This window comes from Actinomyces lilanjuaniae, from assembly GCF_003606385.1.
Classification (GTDB): domain Bacteria; phylum Actinomycetota; class Actinomycetes; order Actinomycetales; family Actinomycetaceae; genus Actinomyces; species Actinomyces lilanjuaniae.
Genome location: NZ_CP032514.1, coordinates 2,478,720 through 2,501,253, shown reverse-complemented (window position 1 = coordinate 2,501,253; position 22,534 = coordinate 2,478,720). Strand labels below are relative to the sequence as shown.

Below are 22,534 nucleotides of genomic sequence, written 5' to 3'. Positions count from 1 at the left end.
CGACCCGGCTGTGGCTGCTCAGACGCCTCGGCCCGGCTCCGGGCAGCAGGGCAGGAAGGTGCTGCTGGCTGCTCCCCGGGGCTACTGTGCCGGGGTGGACCGGGCGGTTGACGCCGTCGAGCAGGCCCTGGAGCACTACGGCGCACCCATCTACGTACGCAAGGAGATCGTCCACAACAAGTACGTGGTAGAGGCCCTGTCGCGGAGGGGCGCGGTGTTCGTCTCCGAGACTGATGAGGTGCCTGAGGGCGCGCGCGTGGTCTTCTCCGCCCACGGCGTCTCCCCGGCGGTGCACGAGCAGGCGGCGGCCCGAAACCTGGACACCATTGACGCGACCTGCCCGCTGGTGACCAAGGTGCACAAGCAGGCGGTGCGCTTCGCCAAGGGCGACTACGACATCATCCTGGTGGGGCACACCGGCCACGAGGAGGTCGAGGGGACCCAGGGGGAGGCGCCCGACCATATTCAGGTGGTCAATGGTCCCCACGAGGTGGACCAGGTCACCGTCCGCGACCCGGAGAAGGTCGTGTGGATCAGTCAGACCACCCTGAGCGTGGACGAGACCATGGAGACGGTACGTCTCCTGCGGGAGCGGTTCCCCGCGCTGACCGACCCGCCCGGGGACGACATCTGCTACGCCACTCAGAACCGGCAGGCGGCGGTCAAGGAGATCGCCCCCCAGGTTGACCTCATGATCGTTGTGGGTTCGGGGAACTCCTCCAACTCGGTGCGCCTGAAGGAGGTGGCTCTGGATGCGGGGGCTGCCGCCTCGCACCGGGTCGACTACGCCGCGGAGATCGACCCGGCGTGGCTGGAGGGGGTCCAGACCGTGGGCCTGACATCGGGGGCCTCCGTGCCGGAGATCCTGGTGCGCGAGGTCATCGACCGCCTGGCCGAGCTTGGCTTCACCGACGTGCAGGAGGTGCGGACCGCCACGGAGAAGATCTCCTTCTCCCTGCCGAAGAACCTGCGTGCTGACCTCAAGGCCGCAGCGGGCGCGACGGGAGGGCAGCCGTTGCACGGGCGCCGTCAGCCGGTAGCGGACCACACCTGCTGAGCCGGTGCCCCGTAGGTGCTCTGCCTGGTGCCAGGGTCATGACCGCCCCTGTGTAGACCACCACGGTGCCCCGTAGGTGCTCTGCCTAGTGGGCGCGGTGTGCCGGTGAGAGTCTCCCGGGTTGCGGGCCTCTCGGAGGCCCTGTCGTCAGAGACGACTTCCAGGCCTCGGGCTGTCCTGTGCCCCTGGGACTCTCGAAGATCTGCGGCTGCTGGCGCTAGCGCCCTGGCGCAGGTGCTACTGTCTGGGTGATGTCGCACCGCCCCGGGACGTCGGCGCCCGCCTCACACAAGTCCGCTGCCAAGACACCTGACGCCGTGACGGCCGCTTCCGGCCAAGCCCCTGCTGGCACCCGCTCTCCCGGCCAGTCTCCTGCGCCTGACGACAGTGGGCTCAGGCGTAGCCTGTCCAACCGCCACATGCAGATGATCGCCATCGGCGGGGCGATCGGTACGGGACTGTTCGTGGCCTCGGGCGCCACGGTGTCCCAGGCCGGGCCAGGGGGCGCCGTCCTGGCCTACGCGGCCGTAGGGCTCATGGTGCTGCTGCTCATGCAGTCCCTGGGGGAGATGGCGGCGCACGTCCCGGTGGCAGGCTCCTTCCAGACCTACGCCACACGGTTTGTCAGTCCCTCCTTCGGGTTCGCGATGGGGTGGAACTACTGGTTCAACTGGGCTATCACGGTGGCGGCTGAGCTGGTCGCAGCGGGGATCGTCATGGCCTACTGGCTGCCTGGTGTCCCCTCCTGGGTGTGGGCGGCGCTGTTCCTGGCACTGCTGACCGGTCTCAACGCGCTGTCGGCACGAGCCTTCGGCGAGGGGGAGTTCTGGCTGGCGGCCGTCAAGGTGGTCACGGTCATCGTGTTCCTCGTGGCCGGTGTGGCCATGATTGTGGGGATCATCGGGGGCCACAGCGAGGGGCTGAGTAACTGGACGGTGGGGGACGCGCCCTTTCACGGGGGAGCGTTGGCGGTGGTCTCGGTGTTCATGATCGCCGGCTTCTCCTTCCAGGGCACCGAGCTGGTGGGAGTGGCAGCCGGTGAGGCCCGTGACCCGCGCCGTGACGTGCCGCGCGCCATCCGCACCGTGTTCTGGCGGATCATGCTGTTCTACATCGGGGCGATCGCGGTGGTGGGAACCCTGGTGGCCTATACGGACCCCAACTTGTTGCGCACTGGGACCGAGGACGTGTCCTACTCGCCGTTCACACTGGTCTTTGCCCGGGCCGGGATCGCTGCGGCAGCAGCGGTGATGAACGCGGTGATCCTGACTGCGGTGCTCAGCGCGGGCAACTCGGGCTTGTACGCCTCCACCCGGATGCTGCACTCCATGGCCCTGCAGGGACAGGCGCCTGTCTGGTTTGCCTATGTCAACCGCCGGGGCGTGCCGGTGCGTGCCCTGGGGGCGACGGCCGCGGTGGGTGGCGCAGGATTCCTCACCGCGGTGGTGGGGCAGGACACGGCCTACACCTGGCTGCTCAACGTGTCCGCTCTGTCCGGGTTCATGGTCTGGCTGGGGATCGCCGTGTGCCACCTGCGGTTCCGGCGCGCCTACGTGCTCCAGGGTAACGATCCGGCTGACCTGCCCTACCGTGCGCCGTTGTTTCCCCTGGGCCGGTTGTGGCCTTCACCCTGTGCGTGGCGGTGGTCCTGGGGCAGAACTATGAGGCGGTCTTCCAGGGGAGGTGGTACGGGTGCTGTCCTCCTACATCGGGCTGCCGGTATTCTTCCTGGTCTGGCTGGGGCACCGTCTGGTAACCGGGTCCCGTGTGGTGCCTCTGGAGCAGGTGGACGTATCCGGGGTCAGGGTCGAGGCGGGCAGCGGTGATCGGTGAGTCGGTCTTGTAGTGATGGGCGGGGGGTGAGGCTGTGGTCTTCACTCTTCTACGACCCTGTCTGCTCTGGTCTCAACCTCCCTGCTGTACGTTTCTGCCGTTTGGCTTTCTTCCTGCTGATCTGCTCCTGAGAGCTCGGCTGCGGTCAGGGAGCGGAGCTGGGCCTCGTCGGGACCGATCGGGGTCGGCGAGTGCGGCTCACTTCCCACGACTTCCAGGGACCGGGCGGTGACCAGCAGCCGGTTCTCCAGGGACCCCACGGTCTTGTTGTACGCGCTGACGCTACGACGCAGTGCCCGGCCCAGGTCGTCCAGGTGGCGGGCGAGCGTGCTCAGCCGGTCGTACAGGGTGCGGCCCAGCTCCAGCAGGTCCCGGGCGTCGTCGTTGACGGCGGTGCGTGCCCATGCAGTGGCACAGGTGCGCAGTAGGGCGAGCAGCGAGGCGGGGGAGGTCAGTGCCACCCCGCGCTCCAGGGCATGCTCCATCAGGGAGGTGTCCGTCTCCAAAGCTGCGGCCAGGACTGGCTCGGCCGGGACAAAGAGGACGACGATCTCAGGCGAGCTGCCCAGCGCGCGATCGTAGCGGCGGGAGGCGAGCTGGTCGACGTGGGAGCGCAGGGCCTTGGCATGGGCAGTGAGCAGAGCGGTGCGGCGGTCCTGCTCCTCCTGGGTGGCTGTTCCTAGCCTGGCGGCCTCCAGGTAGGAGTCCATGGGTACCTTGGCGTCCAGGGCCAGGTACCCCTCGCCCGGCAGGTGGATGACGACGTCGGGCCGGGCGAGCTCCGCGCCTTCCAGGTGGGAAGGGGACGAGGGGCGTCGGCGCTGGAAGGCCTGCCTGAGCGCTGCTGGACCAGCGAGCCTACGGTGCGCTGCTCGGCAAAGTCCACGTGCCGCATCATCCCAGAGGCCTCCAGGATGCGTGCCAGCTCGACCTCCCCCACATCCCGCGGGCGGACCGGGAGCGCAGTGCCCCCTCCAGGGAGGTCGTGGTGCGCTGCAGGTCCCGCTCGGCACGAGCGGTCTCCCGCAGCTGCTCGGCCAGGGCGGCGTGCTGCTGGGCACGCTGCTTCTCCAGGGACTCCACGCGGGCGCCGACCTGCTCCAGCTGGCTGCGGACCGGGGCCAGGGCGCGCAGCACCGCCCCGTCCCGCTCGGCGCGCTCTTCTGCCAGGCTGGCGCGAGCGGAGAGCTCCTCGGCGCGGGCGCGCCAGGACGCCGCCTCCACCTGGAGACGGGCGGTCTCCTCGTGCCGGGAGTCCTGCCTGGGGTCGTGCTGGGAGCGGCGGACGGAGATGCGGGCCACGGCCAGGGTGTAGCCCAGGGCCAGGCTGGTGGCGCAGACCAGGAGCAGGAGGATCACGAGGGACCCGGCAGAGATAGTCATGGGTATAGTGCACCACGGGTCACTGACATGAATTCAGTCCTGGTCCGTGCTGCACGTCGTAGGTGCCGTGACAAGGCCAGGCCCGGCCGAGGATCAGGAAAGATCGGGGTGGAGTGGGGCGGGTCCGGCTGAAGGTGTGCAGACGTGGCGGGGCTGGTCGTTTGTGGCTCGGGGTGGGGCCTGGCCTAGACTCCGGGGCGTGGCACTCACCATTGGAATCGTCGGGCTGCCCAACGTGGGCAAGTCCACCCTGTTCAACGCCCTGACCCGCGCGACCGTCCTGGCCGCGAACTACCCGTTTGCGACGATCGACCCCAACGTCGGGGTCGTGCCGCTGCCGGACCCGCGCCTGGACCGGCTGGCCGAGATGTTCGGCTCGGCGCGGGTGGTGCCCGCCACCGTCTCTTTTGTGGACATCGCCGGGATCGTGCGCGGCGCCAGCGAGGGGGAGGGACTGGGCAACCAGTTCCTGGCCAGTATCCGTGAGGCCGACGCGATCTGCCTGGTGACCCGTGCATTTGCCGACCCTGACGTGGTCCACGTGGACGGGCAGGTCAACCCTGCCAGCGACATCGAGACTATCGCCACCGAGCTCGTGCTGGCTGACATCCAGACTCTGGAGAAGGCTCTCCCGCGCCTGGAGAAGGAGGTCCGGGGCAAGAAGACCGAGGCCGTGGTGCTGGAGACCGCCAAGGCCGCCCTGGAGGTCCTGGGGGAGGGCAGCCTGCTGTCGGCCGGGGCAGAGGCGGCCGGGCTGGACCGCGACGTGCTGCGCAGCTTCCAGCTCATGACCACTAAGCCGTTCATCTACGTCTTCAACATGGACGACGAGGGCATGAGCGACCAGGCGCGCCAGGCCGAGCTGCGCGGGCTGGTGGCGCCAGCGGAGGCGGTGTTCCTGGACGCCCAGTTCGAGGCCGAGCTTGTCGAGCTGGAGCCGCAGGAGGCAGCGGAGCTGCTGCGTGAGAGCGGTCAGGAGGAGTCAGGCCTGGACAAGCTGGCGCGGGTGGGGTTTGACACCCTGGGGCTGCAGACCTACCTGACGGCGGGGGAGAAGGAGTCGCGCGCCTGGACCATCCCCAAGGGAGCTACGGCACCCCAGGCGGCTGGCGTCATCCACACCGACTTCGAGCGGGGCTTCATCAAGGCCGAGGTGGTCTCCTATGACGAGCTGGTTGAGTACGGCTCGGTGGCTGAGGCCCGCGCCCACGGGCGGGTGCGCATGGAGGGCAAGGACTACGTCATGGCCGACGGCGACGTGGTGGAGTTCCGGTTCAACGTGTGAGCTGCTGACGCGCGAGAAACGGAGTGACGTAGCGTGGAGAGACCGGTCGTGTCTGGTGGTCCTCTCAGGCTCGCTGAATCCTCAGAGTGGGTGGGTTACTGGTGGCTGCCGGAGGAGCCGGAGGAGAGGGTGCCAGGTACGCTCCGCTACGATGGCGATGGCAACCTGGCGCTGTCCCTGATCGGCACGTTCGAGGATCGGGTGATGTCGCATCCGGCCCCAGGTAGGACGGTCGTTCATCATGGAGTTCGAGACTCCTGGGACGTTGTGCACGGTGCGGCGGGTAACCGGGAGATCACCCTGCTGGGGTGCAGCCCGCTGAGAAGCAGGAGGACGTTTCTTGCTCGCGTCGACAGCCCCGACACGCAGGCCATCGTCGTGGATGCGGCGCTTGTCGGGGTGCATGCCAGTGATTGGGACGACGCTGCGTTCTCTGCCGCTGAGATGTCGGTCGAGGACATGGTGAGCTGGGCAGGGACCTCAGCATTGGAATGGGGCCTGGGCTGTGATGGGGACAGGCTTGACGGGACTGGCAGTATCTCGGTCAGTCCGGTGGAGGAGAAGTCGGTCGTGGTTGACGACGGGACCACCTTCTGCTTGTCGCACCGGTACACAGCCCCGTTCATGGACTGGCGCAAGGGCGAGGCGATTGGGCGGATACGCGACTCGGTGTCGATGAGAGTCGTCCCTGAGTCACCGTTCTCACTGAAGTCGGTGCTGGAGAAGGTGAGTCTGGTCCAGTACCTGGTCGCGCTGGCGACCCACCAGGCGGCTGGCGTCTTGTGGGTCCGTCTCGAGCCTGCTGACGGTGAGATAGGTTCGCTGAGCGGTCGCTCAAGGTCTCGTTGCGGCGTCGATCTTCTGTACGCCCCTTTCGCGGTCGGTGCCCATGACTCCAAGGCTGTCGATGCTCGGCGGATCCTGTTCAGTTGCGACTCGCTCCCCTTCGAGGAGATCCTGCCTCGTTGGTGCGAGGTTCGCGAGCGGCTGCTGCCGGCGATCAATATGATTATGGGGATGCGGTACGGCTCGACTTCCTTTGTCGAGAACAGGCTCCTGGCGGCGGTGGGTGCTGCCGAGGTGCTGCACCGCAGGCTCGGCGTCGGGGAGAGGCCGTTCCCGGACAAGGAGTTCAAAGAGGTGCGTAAGGCGCTTCTTGAGCAGGCGCCAGAGGAGTATCGAGAGCGGTTTAAGTCAGCGTTTCGTAACGACCTGACGCTTCGGGACCGGCTTCAACAGCTTGCTGGGCGTCTTGACCATGGCGTTGTCGGCCTTCTGGTTCCGGATGCCGGTCACTGGGCGGGCAGGGCGGTAAAGGCTCGTAACGACCTCGCACACGAGGGCAGCACGCCGAAGCACAGTCTTGAAGAACTCGTCGTTGTTGTCGATGTGACAACGGTCATCGTGCTTCTCAACGTCCTGAACGAGCTGGGGCTGCCAGTTGAGCGCCAGAGGGAGATCGTGCAGTATCACCCGGACCTCCGCGGTGCCGCCGAGCGGGCTCGGAGGTGCCTGGCTCCCTCATGAGAACCGGGCTCGAGCGCAGCCCAGAACACAGCGCGTTTCAGGCTGGCCACAGACCGTGACCGACCTGTGCTGGCCGATGTGGCGGGTGCGGTAGGCCGCCGCTCCTCGGTCTGCGGGTTCCACTACGGGTCCAGTAGGAAGACGCAGCTGATCCGTCGTGTGGCTCCTTTGATGGCTACTTCGTCTCGTTTGGATGACTCGTGTGCACCTGCTCGCGGTAGACCGTGCGACCGTCGACGTAGTACCAGATTCGGGCGGCACTTTTCCTGGCTGCCGCCACGATCAGGGACGCTCGACGGGCTCGAGCCCGCTGTCCTCATCCAGCCACTCCACGTCAGTGCGGCCCAGGCCCGCAGCAACGGCTGTGGCGGTCTCCTTCCACGAGGTCAGCTCAGAGACTGCCAGGTGCGGCTGGTTGGTGGACAACGAGGCTCGCGCGGCGTCGATCAGGTCCTGCGCGCAGGTCTCGCGGTCTGTCGGCGACAGTGCGAGCATCCACGGGAAGGCCCGGCTCATGCGCTCGACGAGCGTGCCCGTGTCCTCCAGGACCACCGTGATCAGCCGTGCGGCGAGGTCCAGCAATCGTGCGCGGCCCTCGGCCTCGCGCTGCGACATGAGAACCAGCGCCTCACCGTCACGACGGGTTACCGCGACGGGGTGGTCCTCGGCCTCGGCAGAGTACCTGCTCAGGTCCGAGGAGCGCCGGGTACGCGTGGGAGCATCTGCCGTGCCGGTCATGCCTCCATGGTGTTCGGAACGTATTCGGAAGTCCAGGGGTCGGGCGAGCATACTGGTGTCGTCACCTCTCTACCCCGGTCCGCTTGGATCACTTCAGGCATAGGTGGACGCTTGGTGCCCCGCCGCCACCCCCGCTATACCCGCAGGACACCGCGCCAGCCGCGCGCCCCGTAGTAGGAGTCAGCGCCGTTGTGGTAGACGAAGACCCGGCCGAAGCGTCGGTCCCCGAACAGTGCCCCGCCCAGGGCGCGCACGTCTGCCGGGGTGGCCAGCCAGGATGAGGTCTTCAGGTCGAACTCCCCGAGGCTCTGGAGGTGGCGGTACTCCGTCTCGCCCATGAGCTCGACGCCCATTGAGGCTGCCTGGCCCACAGCGCTGCCCTGCGGCGGGTTCCTCCTGCGCGAGCGCAGCGCCTCCTCGTCGAGGCACAGGCTGCGTCGGCCCGCAGGCGTCTCGGCTGCGCAGTCGTAGAAGAGGAAGGCGTCCGCCTTGGCGTCGTAGCCGACGACGTCGGGCTCGCCTCCCGTCTCTTCCATGCCTCTGAGCGCCCTCAGCGTCTCAGGGTGCTCGGTCAGACGCACGGCGACGTCGTCCCAGGAGATGCCCGCGTGCCGGTGCGGGTGCGCCTCGAACCGCGCCCTGAGAGTCTCGATCACGCCGTCCCTTTCGTCGTGGTCTGCGGGCAGGTAGCTCATTGTCCCCTGTGTCGTGCTCATGTCATGTGGTGGATGCTGCTGAGGCTAGCCGCCTCCCCGGCCTGCTGGCAGAGACGCGGGCGCGGGGCCGTCCCTGTGGTCCCGCCAGGCACGGGGCACGCTCGCCGGGTCACAGCGGCCGCGTCCCCGGGAGGATGAGGTAGGTGGAGTCTCGCGCTGCCCCACCCGTTCATTGACACCTGTAAAGTCGGGGTGCGCTCCACCTCGCCGGGCTGCGAGGAGCCGACGAGGACCCGACGACGTGGTGCGGTAGCATTCCGGGGTGAGAAGTGTGAAGGCCTCGGGGGCACGCGTGGTCCCCTACGACCCCGTCATGCGCGACCAGCTGCTCGACCTGTCAATCCGCGCCTGGGCGCCGGTTTTCGAGGCCATGAGCGGGGATATCGCTACCGGGGTCGTCCCCCGTTTCGTGTACGACAGCTTCTGGCCGCAGGGCTGGGAGGCGCGCCAGCGCTCGGACCTGGCCCAGGTGCTCGACCAGGAGGCGCAGGCCTGTGACGTCGCCCTGGTGGGCGGGGAGCCTGCGGGCTGGGTATGTACCCGTATCCACCCGGAGGACTCCATGGGAGAGGTCTACATCCTCTGCGTCGATCCCGCTTACCAGCGCCAGGGGGTCGGGCGGACGCTGATGGAGCGCGCGCACAGCCGTGCCCGTGAGGCTGGCATGCACATGGTTATGGTGGAGACTGGCGGGGACGCGGGCCACGCCTCGGCGCGCGCTGCCTACGAGGCGGTGGGCTACACGCGATGGCCAGTGGCCAGGTACTTCAAGGAGCTGTGAGCGCTGTGGGCATGTCAGCGCTGTGACCGCCGGGCCGACTCTGCGGCCCCGGTGCCGTGGGTGCTGCTGAGCGGTGCCGTGCTGCTGCCCGATCTACGTGTCCCGTACGTCCTTGTGGGCAGGAACCAGACGCGGACAAGACGACAGGTGCCAGGAGCGGGTGCTACCCCAGGAACTCCCTGACCTGGGAGGAGAAGATCCCAGGCTCCTGGAAGACGGCGCCGTGGCCGGCCCCGGGATAGAGCTCCTCGAGCCTGGCTGCGGGAAGTCGGTGTCCCAGGTCGATGGTGTTAGGGCTAGGCACCATCAGGTCCTGGTCGCCATTGACCACGAGGGCCGGGTGGGTGAGCGCGGACAGGTCCTGCGGCGCCTGTCGGCCCCAGCGGTAGACGGCCACGAGCTGACGCAGGAGGCCCGGTACCCGGGCGGGCCTGTCAGGGTGCCTGAACCTGGAGACGCGCTCCAGGAACTCGTCGGCCCTGTCCCAGGCGGCTGGGGGGAAGAACAGGTAGTGGCGCGGATCCTTCCGGGTCGCGGCGGCCTTCGCCATGGCCTGGAAGGTCAGGGTCGGCACCCTGGTGATGCCCCTGCCTCCCGCTGGGCCGGTGCCAGCCAGTACCGCCCTGCGAAACCGGTGCGGATGGGCCAGCAGCAGTTGCTGGGTGACGAACCCGCCGAGCGAGAGTCCGAGGATATCCACCTGCTCAAGTCCGGCTGCGTCCAGGAAGGTGATGACGCTCTCCGCCATCCCGGCGACGGTGGTCGGCGCGGCTCCCGAGGAGCCACCCATGCCGGGGTAGTCCACCGCGATGACCGGACGGTCCTGCGCGCACTGGTCAACCACCAACGGGTCCCAGCCGTCCAGCGTGGCGGCTAGGTGGACCAGGAGCAGTAGCGGTGTCGCGTGCCCGGAGCCGACCGCTCGGTAGGCGAAGGACGTGCCCGCAGGGGTTATGACATGCTCGACCGGTGCGTCAGCGTAGGGGCCGTCAAAGAGCCTGAGCGTGCTCACGGCTTGGCCTCCACCACGATCTTACCCGGGTTGGCCTTCCCGGAGGCTAGCAGGGCCATGGCCTGCTCCAGCTGACCAAGCTCGAAGGTGTGGCCCACCAGCGGCCTGATGCTGCCCGCCTCGATCGCGGGAGTGAGCCGGGCCAGCTGGCTGCCGTCAGCGCGCATGAAGAGGAACCTGTACATAGCGTCCTGCGCCCTGGCGGCCCGTCGTGCCCTGCGGCTCATCAGCCACATAACCGGTCCCAGGAAGGGCCTGCCCAGCTGGGCGGCGAGCTCGGGGTCAGGTGCCCCGGCAACCGAGACCATGGTGCCGCCAGACCTCAGCACCTTCATGGAGCGCAGGGTCTCGTCCCTGCCCAGGGTGTCGAGGACGACGTCATAGTCCTTGACGTGGTCCTCGTAGCGCTGGGTGCGGTAGTCCACCACGACGTCCGCCCCGAGGCTGCGGGCCAGCTCGACGTTGCTGGTGCTCACCGTTGTCGCCACCGTCGCACCCAGGTGCTTGGCCACCTGGACGGCGACCGAGCCGAGCCCGCCGGTGCCGCCTTGGACGAAGACCTTGTCCCCCGGCCTGACCTGCGCCTTCTCGGTGAACGCCTGGACGGCCGTGAGCAGGACCAGTGGCAGCGAGGCCGCCTCGGCAAAGCTGAGTCCGGCTGGCATAGGGGCGGTGTCGGCGACGTCAACCGCGATCGCTTCCGTGAAGGTGCCGATCCTGTTGATGTCGGGGCGGGCAAAGACGCGGTCGCCGACCGCGACGTCGTGGACCTTGGGACCGACCTCGGTGACGACGCCAGCGAGCTCCTGCCCCAGGACCAGCGGCAGCCGGTAGGGGATGAGCTGCCGGAACTGCCCGGCAGCCACCATGCGGTCCAGCGGGTTGAGGCCGGCTGCACGGACCTCGACAACTACCTGGTCGGCCCCGGCCGTCGGCCTGGGCACGTCCAGCCACTCAAGCGTCCCGCCGTCGCGGTAGGACGTGAGGGCGTATGCCTTCATTGTTGTATGCGCTCCTGTCCGTGCTGGGTGCCGATCGAGCTCCCTGGCGGGTGCTGCCTGGATATCTAAGTACGTAAACTGAACCTAGATAGTCCTGCCTGGGTTGTCAATTGCGACGCCGCTTGCGCGCCGACCTGCGCCCCTCTCGTAACAGGCTGTGACACAGCTGTGATACGACGACCTGCTACGTGCTAACCTCCCTGAGTCTCAGAAACAGACTCAGGCTCCTGGGCCTCGCCAGCCGGGAGTGCGCTGGGCGTGGACGCGTCTGACGGCTGGGCCGTGAGGCCTGGCATGCTTGCGTCTCCTCCCACGCCCACCCTCGTTACCGTGCAGCAGCCAGGACGTCGTCAGTTCTAAGGAGGTGCCTGTGGCCGCTCCTGGAGCCCAGTCCTCGTGCCCTATCGCGGGTACCCTGGCGCTTGTGGGTGAGAAGTGGACCCTGCTCATCCTGCGCGATATTCACCGGGGCATATGCCGGTTCAACGACCTGGAGGAGAGCCTGGGGTGCCCTCGTGCCATTCTGTCGGCGCGCCTCAGAAAGCTCGTCGAGCACGGTGTCCTGGCTGTTGCGCCCTACCGGGACCCAGGGCGCAGGGCGCGGTCAGCCTACGTGCTCACTGCCAAGGGTCGTGATCTCGTGGTCGTGCTGGCGGCACTGCAGCAGTGGGGGCTCAGGCATCTTCCTAAGGTGTCTGAGGTCCTGTCGACCCCGGTCCACCTCGGCTGCGGGAGCCCCGTTACGGCGGGGCTGTCCTGCTCCCGGGGGCACCGTGTCGACGCGGACTCCGTCGTTCCCGCAGGGGCTGCCGACGTTCCCGCAGGGGCTGCCGAAGAGGTGGCTCCGGCTCCTACCAGGGCCACTGCGAGGTGAGGTAGGCCTCGATAGCGCGGTGGTGGAAGCGGTAGTGCCTGCCACGCCGGATAATCCCGCGGGTGAGGTCCAGGCGCTGCGCCGTGGGGCCCGCATCGGTGGTCCGCCGGTAGCCCATGGCCCGGGCGATGGTGGTCAGGCTGCGCTCCTGCGGCGTGAGCCCGGCCATGGTCTCGATGAAGTGCCTCTCACGTTCGGGGAGGCGGTCCAGGATGCGTCGTACGTGCGCCTCGGCCTCAGGGGCGGCGTCGCGCCATCCGGCCCGCACGTGGCCAGCGGTGATGAGGTTGTCGGTGCCCGCGTACCAGGCGCGCTCCCCGGCGAGCTGGAAGAGGAAGGGCTCCCCGCAAGCCAGCTCGACGACGGCGCGCTGCGCGGCGGGCTCCATGTACACCCTCTCGGTGCCGCCTCTCCCGCTGGCCAGTGGCCAGCCCTCGGTAACGAAGGGCTGGAGCGCGGCCATGAGGGCGTCGTCGTCAATGGCGTCCAGGGTGGTGGTGCGGAATCGGCGCGCGAAGGTGGCGCCTGTACGGGCACCTGCCATGTCCGCGAACTCTGCTAGGCCCGTGAGGTAGACAGCCATCGGCAGTCCGCGCTCCACCTGCCAGCCGCCGGGCACACTGACGGTCTCCTCGTAGGTGAGCGCGTCCCCCAGGGCGGTGAGCAGCTGGGACCGCGCGTGCTCGTCAGTGATGTTCTGTACTTCGTCAACGTGGACGACCACCATGACGTCACGGTGCCGGATCGCCGCACGCCCGATCTCCACCAGGAGGTCGGTCAGGGCGGTGTAGGGCTCCGGACCGTCCTGCGCGCGCACGGACAGCGAGACCCCGGAGGCGGCGACTGTCTCTACCCTGCTCAGGAGGTCGGCGATGCGCCGCTCCCGGGCGGCAGCCAGGCCTGCCTGCGAGGAGAGGTCCAGGAGCGCGGAGGCCACCCGCTTGAGGGGGTCCGTCCCGGAGGGGATGCGCAGCTGCGGCGTCACCCAGTCCCCGGTCTCCCGGGCCTCGCGGGCGATCCGGCGTACGAGCGAGGACTTGCCCGAGCCTGCCTCCCCGAGGACCGTGCGGCCCCGCTCGTGGATGCCGGCCACGCGGCGTGGGCGCAGGACGTCACGCCAGTCACCGAGTTGGGAGGTGCGGCCGGCCCACACCTGGGGCACCGTGTCGGAGCCGGGGCTGAACGGCGAGTCGAGCGGAGACCTCATGGTGATAAGTTTATCGGGGAGCGGGGCGACTGATAAGTTTATCGGTGTACGGGTAGTGCGGCAGTTGCTGCACGTCATGCTGGCACGATCGAGGCTCCAGGCAACAAAAAGTTCACAGGCAACACGGTGCCATGGTGTCCTATGACGTTCTTGTCGCCTGGGTACGGATGGGTGCGGACTGGGACCCTGGGGCGGACGCATCAGCCCTGGGGCCGTGTCACGCGGTTGAGCCTCTCGCTCATGACCAGGCCCAGCAGGGCCAGTGCCAGCAGGTAGGCGGGCAGCAGCCACAGGCCCGTCCAGCCGGCGACTATCCCGAAGAGCGGGGGCATGATCGTCGACCCCGTGTAGGCCGCAGCCATCTGGATGCCGATGACCGTCTGGGAGCTGCGGTGCCCGAAGTTCGCCGGGGTGGAGTGGATGATCGCCGGGTACACCGGAGCCGCGCCCACGCCAGCCAGGACGAACCCGGCAAAGGAGGCGGGTCCCAGCGGCAGCGCTACCACTGCGGCCCCCACGGCTCCCAGCGCGAAGCCCCCGCGGATGAGCGCCCGGTCCCCGACGCGGTCGGCGAAGAAGCCGCACAGGAATCGGCCCGCGGTTAGCCCCAGGATGAACAGGGCGCCGAGGGACGCGGCCGAGGAGGCCTCGAAGCCGCGGTCGGAGACGAAGAAGGTGGCGCCCCACAGCATGGCCGTCTGCTCGAAGGCGCAGTAGGCGAAGAAGGCGAGCAGGACGCAGGGGACCCCGGGGATGCGCAGCGCTGTCAGCAGCGAGACGTGGTCGCCGGTACTGTCGGTGCTGTTAGTGCTGCTGCTGACGGTGGGCTCCTCCGTCGGCTGGTCAGGACCCATCGTCGCCACGCGCCGCCACAGCGGCAGACTGGCAGCCAGCACGACGGCCAGTCCTACCTGAAGAAGGCCGATGGAGCGGTAGGCGGCTGGCCAGCCAGCCTCGGTGGACAGCGCCAGGCTCATGACGAACGGGCTGATCGAGGCCCCCACCCCCCAGAAGCTGTGCAGCCAGTTCATGTGCCGCGCGCTGTAGTGGAGCGCCACGTAGTTGTTCAGTGCCGCGTCCACGGCGCCCGCTCCCAGGCCGTAGGGGAGCGCCCACAGGCACACCTGCCAGAACTGTGTAGCGGTGGAGAACCCCAGCAGGGCAGCTGCCGTGGCCGCCACGCTCACCGCCGTCACCACGCCTGCGCCAAGGCGCCGGGTCAGCCGTTCCGAGGACAGGGAGGACACGATCGTGCCGATCGAGATAATGATGGTGACACCTCCGGCGAAGGAGGCCGGGACGCCGAGGTCCCCGTGCATGACAGGCCAGCCGGACCCCACCAGGGAGTCAGGCAGCCCGAGGCTGACGAAAGCCAGGTAGATGACGGCGAGCAGCAGCAGGTACACGGAGCGGGGCCTCTCTCGGGTGATCGCGGGCACGGGGCGGCCCGGGTCGACGACGGTGCGGACGATACTCGCCGCGTCACACCTGCTGCCCGACGGGGTCGATGGCGGGCAGGCCCAGGTGCTCGGCGACGAGTTTCATCGTCGGGTCGTGCGTGGCCGTCGTGATCGGTTCCCCGACCAGGGGCGCTGTCGCAAGGTGCAAGGCGTCGAGCGTCTTGACGTGCCGCTCGATGGACTCGGCTACGGTGTGGGTCTCGCGGGTGATCTCAAGCAGGCCGACACGGTCCAGGAGCGGTGCGGCGTCGCTGGGCGGCCTGCCAACGCGCCGTAGGACGCGCACGACCTCGGTGCGTAGCAGCCGGGAGGCGAGAAAGGTCGCTCCGCAGGTACTCATCCACACCTGCAGCCGCTCACGTCCGGGGACGTCCAGGATCGTGTGCAGTGCCACCGAGGAGTCGAGGTAGATGAGGACCGCAGGCACGTTAGCAGTCCCCGCGCAGCTCGCGGAGCAGGGCCTCTGCCTCCTCCTCGGTGTACTGCGGACCGCCAGGGCGTTGCGGCCATGGTGCCGGGTCTGGGGCGGGAGGGTGTAGCGTCCCTCCCGCTCCAGGCGTGCCAGGGAGGTGTCGGGGTCCTGTACCGCGCTGACCCGCCAGCGTGGCCTGCCTCGCTCGGTCACGACGACGTCGTGGGCGTCGTCCACACGGTCGAGCACGGCAGCAGTGTGCTGATTGAGGTCACGCTTGGTGATCATGCTCATGCACCCTGTACTACGTATGTCAGACATGTGCCTGGACCCCGTTCCGCGCGGTGCGGGGCCTCTGAGCCTGGCTGAGGGCCGCACGGTGGTGCGCTGCAGCAACGTCACATGAGGCTGTCACACGATGGCAGCTGTGCGTCCCTAGGATCGTGAGTCGCCAGCGCGCCGAGCACAGGCGTGAGAGGACGCAGAGCACAGCAGGAGGACGCATGATCAGGGTCGCGGTCAACGGGTACGGCAACCTCGGGCGGGGCGCCGAGCAGGCGGTCTCCAGGAACGACGACATGGAGCTGGTCGTCGTCTTTACCCGGCGCGACCCGGGCTCTGTCCCCACCCAGGGCGCCCCGGTGGCCCACGTCGACGACATGCCCCGCTGGGCGGACAAGGTCGACGTATGCCTCAACTGTGGGGGGTCCGCCACCGACCTGGACCAGCAGGGGCCAGCAACGGCAGCCCTTTTCACCACGGTGGACTCCTTCGACACCCACGCCCGTATCCCTGAGTACTTCGCCTCCGTGGACGCCGCCGCCAGGCAGGCAGGCAACTTGGCGCTTATCTCCACCGGCTGGGACCCCGGCCTGTTCTCCATGCTGCGTGTCCTGGGGGAGGCGGTCCTGCCTGAAGGGGCGACGACGACCTTCTGGGGTCCCGGCGTCTCCCAGGGGCACTCTGACGCCCTACGCCGTATCGACGGGGTTCTTGATGCCCGGCAGTACACCCTGCCGGTGGAGGAGACCCTCGCCGCGGTCAGGGCGGGCAGGCAGGTAGAGCTGACGACCCGCTCCATGCACCGGCGCGACTGCTACGTCGTGGCCCAAGACGGTGCTGATCTGGCCCGTATCGAGCGGGAGATCGTGGAGATGCCCAACTACTTCGCCGACTACGACACCACCGTCACCTTTGTCACCGCCGAGGAGATGGCTGCCGAGCACAGCGGTATCCCCCACGGCGGCACCGTTGTACGTCGCGGCACCACCTCTGAGGGAGTCGCGGCGAGCGTGGGATTTGACCTCCGGCTGGGCTCGAACCCGGAGTTCACCGGCTCCGTGGTCGCCGCCATGGGGCGTGCGGCCACGAGGATGGCAGCGCGTGGGGAGGCTGGGGCGCGTACCGTCTTCGACGTGACACTTGCCGACCTGTCCGCGAGGACCCCGGAGGACCTGCGCGCCCACTACCTGTGAGACCTGTGAGAGCGGCCCCGGTCGGGCTACCTGGGCTGCGGCACACCGGGTAGTCAGGGCCGCGTAGCCGAGGACTCAGGACCTTCTGCCATGGCCGGGCGGGGAGCTGCGTGATACCTGTGGCGGGTGCGGTTGAGCGCCCGGGCGGCCACCGAGACAGGTCCAGCCGCGGTCGTCTAAGCCGACACCTTCGCTCTTGGCGCGCTGCTGGTGGGCCAGCCTGAGGAGCTGCCCTTGGTGAGCGGCTTGACAAGCCCTTGTCCACACTGGTCTGCCCTGGTCTTCAGCGACATTCGTGAGACCGTTGTCAGGCCCGACGCTGACGCCGTCCTCACCAGGACCGTGGGCTCGCTGCGGCGGCCCGGTCTTGCAGGACTGGACGTGGTGGCTCCGGGTGCAGACGGTCATGACCGATCACTCTGGGCAGATAGCAGTGGTCTGGGAGTCTGGGTAGAGTAGCTCCCGTCCCTAGCGCGTCGTAGGAAATATGGAGAGGGCGGAGCGAGATGGCTTTACGCGATACTAGGTCTGTCTCCCGGACTCGTAAGTTCCTCTCCTGGCAGTTGGGTGGCAGCCACGTGGCAGCAGCCCTGGGCGGCGTCTTGGTCTGCTTCGACGTGGGGTTCGTGCTCCTGCACGTCGCCGCGGCGTTCTGGTTTCCCGGCAACCGGATGCTCTATATCAACGTGGACCAGAGCTACGCGGAAATCTTTCAGGGCCTGAAGTATGTCCTGGTCGTGGTCCTGCTGTGCTGCGTGGTGGCTGTGAGGCGGCTGTGGGCGCTGCTGCTGTGGGTCCCTGTGTTTGTCGGCTTCTTCCTGGACGACCTGTTCCAGGGCCACGAGAGGGCAGGGGCCTATGTCCGGAGCATGTTTCCCCCTGCGATGGGTGAGCGGGCACAGGACGTCGGGGAGCTGGGCGTCTACGCCCTCGCGGCTGTCGTGGTGGGCGTAGTCCTGTGGGCGGGCTACAGGCGCGGGTCGCCTCTGACGCGGTGGATCTACCGGGTGATGGCGTGCCTGCTTGTGCTGCTGGCCCTGTTCGGGGTCGGCGTAGACCTGCTGCACTCGCTGTTTCCCCCTACCTCGGCGGCCGCTGATACGCTCATGCTGGTCGAGGACGGCGGCGAGATGCTCGTCGTTACCGGCTTCGTGGCCTTCGCCGCCCAGCTCCTCCTCGGTCCTCTGCCTGCGGATGAGGGCGCCTGAGACACCTGTCGCGCAGCCGGGGTCTTACTGGTAGATGAGACGGGACAGCCGGATAGCCCAGTCCGGGTCGGGGTTTGTCCTGGGGTCGCCCATCCTCTCCCGGATCACGGCAACGGCGAGGTCCCTGCGCCTGGGAGCGCGCTCGGCGTCGGCAGCCTCCAGGGCTGCAGGCAGCTCACCCAGGGTGAGGTCGGTGCAGTAGCAGGGGTTGCCTGGCTGCTGGCGCCACGACTGCGAGATCGGGCCGGCGTCGTAGGCGTCGAAGCCGCTGTCCTCCATGAGGGCTGTAGCCCGCTCGCGGTCCTGGGGGCGGTCTGCCGCCACGGGAAGGGCGATGCGGCCGGGGGAGCCGGAGGGCAGGCCCTTGTGAGCCAGGGAGCCTGAGCCGATGCAGTTCCAGGCTTTGACCACTGGGCGGCCTAGCTGGGAGGCGACCCACTCGCTCTCCACCTGGTTGGGAGGGAGGAGGTCCTGTCCGTCGCGCTGCGGGTAGTAGTTCGAGGTGTCAATGAGTGTGGCTGCCTCCGGGAGGCTGGACACCACCGGGGCGAGGGCCGGGACGGCGCTCAGCGGCACGGACAGGACGAGGACATCAACGTCTTGAACCGCCTCAGCGACGGTTACCGGGTGTGCTCCTGCCTCGGTCACCTCGGGGGGAATCGTCTCAGGGCCGCGGGAGTTGGCCGCTTTGACCTCGTGCCCGTGCTCGCTGAACCGCTGGGCGAGGGTCCTGCCGATGTGTCCGGTTCCGATGACTCCGATGCGCATGTCTGCTCCTGTCTGCGAGGGCTGGTCTGAGGTCTTCAGGCGATGACGTGTCGCGGGGCCGCCCGCGATGCACCCGCATTTATTCGGGTAGCAGGCACCATACGGAGGCGCTCTCCGAATTGCAAGGGGCGGCTTCGGAGCGTCGGCACGGTTGTCCCCGTGCGTTTCCTGCGCGCCACGCCATCTCGTGGCGGCTCATGTACGGAACTGGTCCGGTGCTGTGCACCTCCGCCCCCGTAGGCTGGTGTGGGCTGGAGGGCACGGGAGTGGTCGTGTGCTAGCGTCCGCCTCGACGTCGGGTTGTCTGTCGAGAGGTCGCATCGTGAAGGTCCTGCTGATTAACACCCACCACCGCTACCCGGGGTGGTCGGAGGGAGGGCTGAACGCCTCCCTCCAGGAGGTCGCGCGGCGCTTCTTCCAGGAGCGCGGGGGCCACGTGGTGGAGACGGTGGTTGACAAGGGCTATGACCCGCAGGAGGAGGAGCGCAAGCACCGGGAGGCGGATCTGGTGATCCTCCAGACCCCGGTCAACTGGTTCTCTGCCCCGTGGACCTGGAAGAAGTACGTGGACGAGGTCTTCAATGTCGCCCTTGGTGCCGGGACGCTCCTGTCCGGGGACGGGCGCACCCGCAAGGACCCGAGTATCCCGTACGGATCCGGGGGGAACATGCAGGGCCGTGCCTTCATGGTCTCCTCGACCTGGAACGCCCCTGCGGATGCCTTTGACAACGACTCCAACCCGGTGTTCCAGGGGCGCAGCCTCGCTGACGCGCTGGCTGACATCACGGCCACCTACCGGTTCTGCGGCTACACCGTGCTGCCGGAGTTCGCGGTCCTCGACGTCTACAAGAACCCCCAGGTTGAGGCCGACCTGGCCCGCTACGCCGAGCACCTGGAGGCCTGCGCCACCCGCTGGGAGTAGCGGGGCACGGTGCGGTGGGATCGACTCATACTGTTGGCGCGACGTACTCATGCATCAGGTCGCTGACCTGGGCGATGTAGTCGAAGTCGTGGTCGGCTGTCAGGACCGTCGCGTCATTGACGATGGCGTAGGCGGCGATGAGGATGTCGAGCGCGCCAGCGCAACGGACCAGGCCTGAGTTCCACAGCGCGCCCTGGATGTCGAGCGCCAGCGACTCGTCTGGCGCGCGCTCCAGGGGGAAGCCCAGAGAGATGAGCTCGCGGTAGCGGGTGTGCTCCTGAGGGGTCCGAGCGCTGTGACAGAACTCGAGCACCTGCGGAGGGCAGGTGACGAGAAGGTCAGAAGGAGTCCGCTCAATGCGGCGCAGCCTGGCGCTGACGCCTGGGTCGCCAGTCGCCAGCCGTGCCCAGATCGAGCTGTCAACCAGGTAGTCGGTCACGGTCGGTCGTGGGACGTGCCGGGACGCACCACTGGGGAGTCCAGGCCCTCGGGCAGGTCGTGGAGCTCCGCGATGCCGTCGATCATCGCGCCTTTCTGCTTGGAGGCGATGAGCCGTCGCAGTGCCAGGTCGAGGACGGCGCGGTTGGACCGCTCGCCGGTCAGTGTGCGGGCGCGCTCGATAAGCCGCGGGTCGAGGTCAACGCTGGTCACTGCCACGGCGGTTCTCCTTCGGTCGTTAGTCTCTCCTCGCTTATATATGAGCGATTATATCGTCGAGGGGCGTTGTCGTCAGTGGCTGCGGTGGCGATGACGTCTTGGTGGTGCGGGTCGGCGCGGTTGGACCGCTCGCCGGTCAGTGTGCGGGCGCGCTCGAGAGTAGGGCTGTCGCCGCCCCCCACAGCAGTGTGACCATGGTGTCGCGCAGACTAGGGGACAAGCGCACTCGCACCGACCTGGCTCCCACGGGTGGTGCCCGCACCCGGGACACAAGCACCCGCGAGCGCCAGCGGTTCTCCCTCACCGGCGCCCAGGTGAGGCAGGTTGCTGCGCTGGCCCGACGCGTGGAGACCTACGAGGGCCACCCTGTGGACATCGAGTGGGCGGTGGCGAGGGGGGTCTGTGGCTGCTGCAGGCTCGGCCCATCACGACTGCCGCCCCTGAGGCGGTCCTGGCGTCGACAACGCCGTCCTGGGTGCTGGTCTGGGGCCAGGCTCCGGGACCACCTCCCATGAGGAGGGTGTGAGAGGCCGCCAGGAGGATTACGGCGGGCACGAGGACCTCGTTGTCAACAGGGAGACGGCCCACGACCGCCTGGTCGTGGAGGTGTCCAGCAGGCTGCCCCGGCCCCTGCGAGGCCGCTTTGCCCGGCTCGCGGCCGACTACCGTGCCGGGCACGTCATGCGGGAGGCCTCTGTCGTCGAGTTCGAGCAGCTCGGCGCGGCGGCCCGGGGTCTGGCCCTGGAGACGGGACGGCGGCTGTGCGAGGCGGGTCTGGTTGACGACCCCTGGCAGGTGGTCTACCTGAGGATGGACGAGCTGGAGGCCTGGCTGCACGGGGAGATGTTGATGCCGAGCGGCTCTTGCGTGCCCGAGTGGGGGCCCGGTCCCGGGCCGATGCGATCTGGAACCAGCAGCGAGCAGAGTTCGGCCGCCGCCAGGGTGAGGTTCTGGAGGAGGCGGGTACCGTGCTGGTCGGCGTGGCCGCCAGCCCCGGGACAGCCGTGGGCGCGGCCCGGGTGGTCACCGGGCCGACAGGCTTTGCACATCTGCGGCCTGGCGACGTCCTGGTGTGCCAGACCACCGACCCGGCGTGGACCCCGTTGTTCGCTCGCGCCGCCGCAGTGGTTGCCGAGAGCGGCGGAAGGCTCTCCCACGCCGCTACCGTGGCTCGCGAGTACGCCATCCCGGCTGTGCTCGGGGTCGCGGGAGCCACCACCAGGATCTCCGAGGGCGCCCACATCACCGTAGACGGGGCCTCGGGCGGTGGTGCAGGTGGTGGATCCCGGGTAACGGGCTGCCCCCTCGGTGCCGGGTGGCAAGGGTGGTCCCGTCAAGAGGATGAGACACCCCCTTCCAGGCCGCCTTCTACGCGTCTCTGCCCGCTTCCGTGCTCGTCTCCTCGTCCCCGTCCTCCGTGTTGCCGCGGTTTCTGGCGCGCTCCCGGTTGCGCAGGAAGACGGCGAGGTAGGGATGCTGCGGGCCTAGTACTTGCCCGGCGTCACGGACCAGGTTGTCATACAGGGCGAGTGCCCGTTGCGTATCGCCAGCCGACTCGTAGGCTTGGGCCAGGTTGTTGCGCGCGGACAGCGCGTCGGGGTGGGAGGGGCCGAGAAGCCGGGCCGCGTCGACGGCTAGGTCCTCGTACGTCCGGACCGCCAGCCCTGTGCGACCAGCGGCCCGGTAGGCGCTGGCCAGGCAGGCGCGCGCCGTAAGAGTGCTCGGGTCATCCGGCCCCAGCAATTGCACGCTGCCCTCCACGACCTGCTCGCTCAGGGTAACTGCCTGCTGCACGTGTCCTGCGGCCCGGTAGGCGTCGGCCAGGGCGAAACGGGCAGTCAGGGTGTGAGGGTGGCTTGGTCCCAGATCCTGGGCCACTACCGTGACAGCCTCGGCCAGCCCCACGGCGAGCCCGGGCTCAGTGAGTCTGACGGCGTGGCGGATGGCCTGGACCAGGCAGGTGACCACCTGGTCGTCCGTCATGAGCGGGTGGTGCCGTTCCTGGCTGGTGAGGGTGCGCAGCTGGGCGACCAGCTCCTGGAGCGCCAAGTGCCGGGACGCGGTGTCGGATGCCTCGTCAACCGCCTCGGTGCGTGTCACGAGCGCGGTCAGCCAGGAGCGGGCGTCCTCGGTGCCGGACGGCGCCCAGCGGGCCGCGACCTCGCAGCCGCCTGGCTCGTGGTCCGCGTCCCGGGGCGCGGCAGTCTCACCCATGGGC

22 protein-coding genes and 2 pseudogenes are annotated in these 22,534 nt (G+C 68.5%); 11 read left to right on the top strand and 13 right to left on the bottom strand.

Annotation, left to right across the window (positions count from 1 at the left end; genetic code table 11):
• The first annotated feature begins 10 nt into the window (after positions 1–10).
• Together D5R93_RS10765 and D5R93_RS10760 are read left to right on the top strand one after the other, a co-directional pair.
• Positions 11–1,057: a 4-hydroxy-3-methylbut-2-enyl diphosphate reductase gene (locus D5R93_RS10765; protein ID WP_120206033.1), complete on the top strand. Its 1,047-nt coding sequence runs from the start codon at positions 11–13 to the stop codon at positions 1,055–1,057.
• Between the two features lie 419 nt (positions 1,058–1,476).
• Positions 1,477–2,890: pseudogene (locus D5R93_RS10760) on the top strand (amino acid permease).
• 41 nt (positions 2,891–2,931) lie between these two features.
• Here D5R93_RS10760 and D5R93_RS10755 read toward each other — a convergent pair.
• Positions 2,932–3,903 carry a DNA recombination protein RmuC gene (locus D5R93_RS10755; protein ID WP_341466822.1) on the bottom strand — a complete coding sequence of 324 codons (972 nt, stop codon included), beginning with the start codon at positions 3,901–3,903 and terminating at the stop codon, positions 2,932–2,934.
• Positions 3,785–4,273 (bottom strand): DNA recombination protein RmuC, encoded by a 489-nt coding sequence (gene rmuC / locus D5R93_RS14855; RefSeq protein ID WP_341466821.1) that lies wholly within the window; start codon positions 4,271–4,273, stop codon positions 3,785–3,787. The genes D5R93_RS10755 and rmuC overlap by 119 nt, the downstream gene beginning before the upstream one ends.
• 199 nt (positions 4,274–4,472) lie before the next feature.
• On the opposite strand from rmuC, the gene ychF reads away from it, so the two are divergent.
• Both ychF and D5R93_RS10745 read left to right on the top strand, forming a co-directional pair.
• Positions 4,473–5,558, top strand: coding sequence for a redox-regulated ATPase YchF (gene ychF, locus D5R93_RS10750; RefSeq protein ID WP_120205187.1), 1,086 nt, complete (start codon positions 4,473–4,475; stop codon positions 5,556–5,558).
• Positions 5,559–5,591: 33 nt separating this feature from the next.
• Positions 5,592–7,085, top strand: a complete 1,494-nt coding sequence (locus D5R93_RS10745; RefSeq protein WP_243106733.1) for an ApeA N-terminal domain 1-containing protein — start codon at positions 5,592–5,594, stop codon at positions 7,083–7,085.
• Positions 7,086–7,367: 282 nt separating this feature from the next.
• Here the strand turns inward: D5R93_RS10745 and D5R93_RS10740 are convergent, their stop codons facing one another.
• Complete coding sequence (locus D5R93_RS10740) at positions 7,368–7,823, bottom strand: prevent-host-death protein (protein WP_120205182.1); 456 nt, start codon at positions 7,821–7,823, stop codon at positions 7,368–7,370.
• Positions 7,824–7,957: 134 nt separating this feature from the next.
• Positions 7,958–8,539 carry a DUF4256 domain-containing protein gene (locus tag D5R93_RS10735; protein ID WP_162933931.1) on the bottom strand — a complete coding sequence of 194 codons (582 nt, stop codon included), beginning with the start codon at positions 8,537–8,539 and terminating at the stop codon, positions 7,958–7,960.
• 262 nt (positions 8,540–8,801) lie between these two features.
• Between D5R93_RS10735 and D5R93_RS10730 the strand changes: the two genes are divergently transcribed.
• Positions 8,802–9,320 carry a GNAT family N-acetyltransferase gene (locus D5R93_RS10730; protein ID WP_243106732.1) on the top strand — a complete coding sequence of 173 codons (519 nt, stop codon included), beginning with the start codon at positions 8,802–8,804 and terminating at the stop codon, positions 9,318–9,320.
• 163 nt (positions 9,321–9,483) lie between these two features.
• On the opposite strand, the gene D5R93_RS10725 is transcribed toward D5R93_RS10730, so the two are convergent.
• Together D5R93_RS10725 and D5R93_RS10720 are read right to left on the bottom strand one after the other, a co-directional pair.
• Positions 9,484–10,332 carry an alpha/beta fold hydrolase gene (locus D5R93_RS10725; RefSeq protein ID WP_119836871.1) on the bottom strand — a complete coding sequence of 283 codons (849 nt, stop codon included), beginning with the start codon at positions 10,330–10,332 and terminating at the stop codon, positions 9,484–9,486.
• Positions 10,329–11,333: an NADP-dependent oxidoreductase gene (locus D5R93_RS10720; protein ID WP_120205178.1), complete on the bottom strand. Its 1,005-nt coding sequence runs from the start codon at positions 11,331–11,333 to the stop codon at positions 10,329–10,331. Before D5R93_RS10720 ends, D5R93_RS10725 begins: the two co-directional genes overlap by 4 nt.
• Positions 11,334–11,703: 370 nt before the next feature.
• On the opposite strand from D5R93_RS10720, the gene D5R93_RS10715 reads away from it, so the two are divergent.
• Positions 11,704–12,207 carry a winged helix-turn-helix transcriptional regulator gene (locus tag D5R93_RS10715; RefSeq protein WP_162933930.1) on the top strand — a complete coding sequence of 168 codons (504 nt, stop codon included), beginning with the start codon at positions 11,704–11,706 and terminating at the stop codon, positions 12,205–12,207.
• Here the strand turns inward: D5R93_RS10715 and D5R93_RS10710 are convergent.
• The 3 genes from D5R93_RS10710 to D5R93_RS14250 form a co-directional block, all read right to left on the bottom strand.
• Positions 12,185–13,414 carry an AAA family ATPase gene (locus tag D5R93_RS10710; protein WP_120205172.1) on the bottom strand — a complete coding sequence of 410 codons (1,230 nt, stop codon included), beginning with the start codon at positions 13,412–13,414 and terminating at the stop codon, positions 12,185–12,187. The two genes, D5R93_RS10715 and D5R93_RS10710, sit on opposite strands and share 23 nt — an antisense overlap.
• A 200-nt stretch (positions 13,415–13,614) precedes the next feature.
• Positions 13,615–14,820, bottom strand: coding sequence for an MFS transporter (locus D5R93_RS10705; protein WP_205570047.1), 1,206 nt, complete (start codon positions 14,818–14,820; stop codon positions 13,615–13,617).
• Between the two features lie 76 nt (positions 14,821–14,896).
• Complete coding sequence (locus tag D5R93_RS14250; RefSeq protein WP_243106731.1) at positions 14,897–15,580, bottom strand: type II toxin-antitoxin system prevent-host-death family antitoxin; 684 nt, start codon at positions 15,578–15,580, stop codon at positions 14,897–14,899.
• A gap of 209 nt (positions 15,581–15,789) precedes the next feature.
• On the opposite strand from D5R93_RS14250, the gene D5R93_RS10690 reads away from it, so the two are divergent.
• Positions 15,790–16,761, top strand: coding sequence for a diaminopimelate dehydrogenase (locus tag D5R93_RS10690; protein ID WP_119836866.1), 972 nt, complete (start codon positions 15,790–15,792; stop codon positions 16,759–16,761).
• A 506-nt stretch (positions 16,762–17,267) separates the two neighbouring features.
• Entirely contained in the window at positions 17,268–17,969 is a 702-nt protein-coding gene (locus D5R93_RS10685; protein ID WP_162933929.1) for a hypothetical protein, read from the top strand.
• 24 nt (positions 17,970–17,993) lie between these two features.
• Here the strand turns inward: D5R93_RS10685 and D5R93_RS10680 are convergent, their stop codons facing one another.
• Positions 17,994–18,776, bottom strand: a complete 783-nt coding sequence (locus D5R93_RS10680) for an NADPH-dependent F420 reductase (protein ID WP_259390807.1) — start codon at positions 18,774–18,776, stop codon at positions 17,994–17,996.
• 283 nt (positions 18,777–19,059) lie between these two features.
• On the opposite strand from D5R93_RS10680, the gene D5R93_RS10675 reads away from it, so the two are divergent.
• Positions 19,060–19,659, top strand: coding sequence for an NAD(P)H-dependent oxidoreductase (locus D5R93_RS10675; RefSeq protein WP_119836863.1), 600 nt, complete (start codon positions 19,060–19,062; stop codon positions 19,657–19,659).
• Positions 19,660–19,684: 25 nt separating this feature from the next.
• On the opposite strand, the gene D5R93_RS10670 is transcribed toward D5R93_RS10675, so the two are convergent.
• Both D5R93_RS10670 and D5R93_RS10665 read right to left on the bottom strand, forming a co-directional pair.
• Positions 19,685–20,098, bottom strand: coding sequence for a PIN domain-containing protein (locus D5R93_RS10670; RefSeq protein ID WP_120205167.1), 414 nt, complete (start codon positions 20,096–20,098; stop codon positions 19,685–19,687).
• A complete protein-coding gene (locus tag D5R93_RS10665) occupies positions 20,095–20,316 on the bottom strand; it encodes a type II toxin-antitoxin system VapB family antitoxin (RefSeq protein ID WP_119836861.1) in 222 nt (73 codons plus the stop codon). The genes D5R93_RS10670 and D5R93_RS10665 overlap by 4 nt, the downstream gene beginning before the upstream one ends.
• Before the next feature lie 101 nt (positions 20,317–20,417).
• Here D5R93_RS10665 and D5R93_RS15055 point away from each other — a divergent pair, with 101 nt between their 5' ends.
• Together D5R93_RS15055 and D5R93_RS15050 are read left to right on the top strand one after the other, a co-directional pair.
• The gene (locus D5R93_RS15055) at positions 20,418–20,831 is read left to right on the top strand and encodes a PEP/pyruvate-binding domain-containing protein (RefSeq protein ID WP_423243299.1); all 414 of its coding nucleotides are present in this window, start codon (positions 20,418–20,420) and stop codon (positions 20,829–20,831) included.
• Between the two features lie 360 nt (positions 20,832–21,191).
• Positions 21,192–21,521: pseudogene (locus D5R93_RS15050) on the top strand (PEP-utilizing enzyme); the annotation flags it as partial.
• A 163-nt stretch (positions 21,522–21,684) separates the two neighbouring features.
• Here D5R93_RS15050 and D5R93_RS10650 read toward each other — a convergent pair.
• Positions 21,685–22,530, bottom strand: a complete 846-nt coding sequence (locus tag D5R93_RS10650; RefSeq protein ID WP_119836859.1) for a tetratricopeptide repeat protein — start codon at positions 22,528–22,530, stop codon at positions 21,685–21,687.
• Positions 22,531–22,534: the final 4 nt, after the last annotated feature.

Excerpts from the sequence above, each read along its gene's own strand:
- rmuC (WP_341466821.1), bottom strand. The coding sequence starts at position 4,273 with ATGACTATCTCTGCCGGGTCCCTCGTGATCCTCCTGCTCCTGGTCTGC.
- D5R93_RS10720 (WP_120205178.1), bottom strand. The coding sequence starts at position 11,333 with ATGAAGGCATACGCCCTCACGTCCTACCGCGACGGCGGGACGCTTGAG.
- D5R93_RS10685 (WP_162933929.1), top strand. The coding sequence starts at position 17,268 with ATGGCTTTACGCGATACTAGGTCTGTCTCCCGGACTCGTAAGTTCCTC.
- D5R93_RS10650 (WP_119836859.1), bottom strand. The coding sequence starts at position 22,530 with ATGGGTGAGACTGCCGCGCCCCGGGACGCGGACCACGAGCCAGGCGGC.
- D5R93_RS10740 (WP_120205182.1), bottom strand. The coding sequence starts at position 7,823 with ATGACCGGCACGGCAGATGCTCCCACGCGTACCCGGCGCTCCTCGGAC.
- D5R93_RS10710 (WP_120205172.1), bottom strand. The coding sequence starts at position 13,414 with ATGAGGTCTCCGCTCGACTCGCCGTTCAGCCCCGGCTCCGACACGGTG.
- D5R93_RS10690 (WP_119836866.1), top strand. The coding sequence starts at position 15,790 with ATGATCAGGGTCGCGGTCAACGGGTACGGCAACCTCGGGCGGGGCGCC.
- D5R93_RS10735 (WP_162933931.1), bottom strand. The coding sequence starts at position 8,539 with ATGAGCACGACACAGGGGACAATGAGCTACCTGCCCGCAGACCACGAC.
- D5R93_RS14250 (WP_243106731.1), bottom strand. The coding sequence starts at position 15,580 with ATGAGCATGATCACCAAGCGTGACCTCAATCAGCACACTGCTGCCGTG.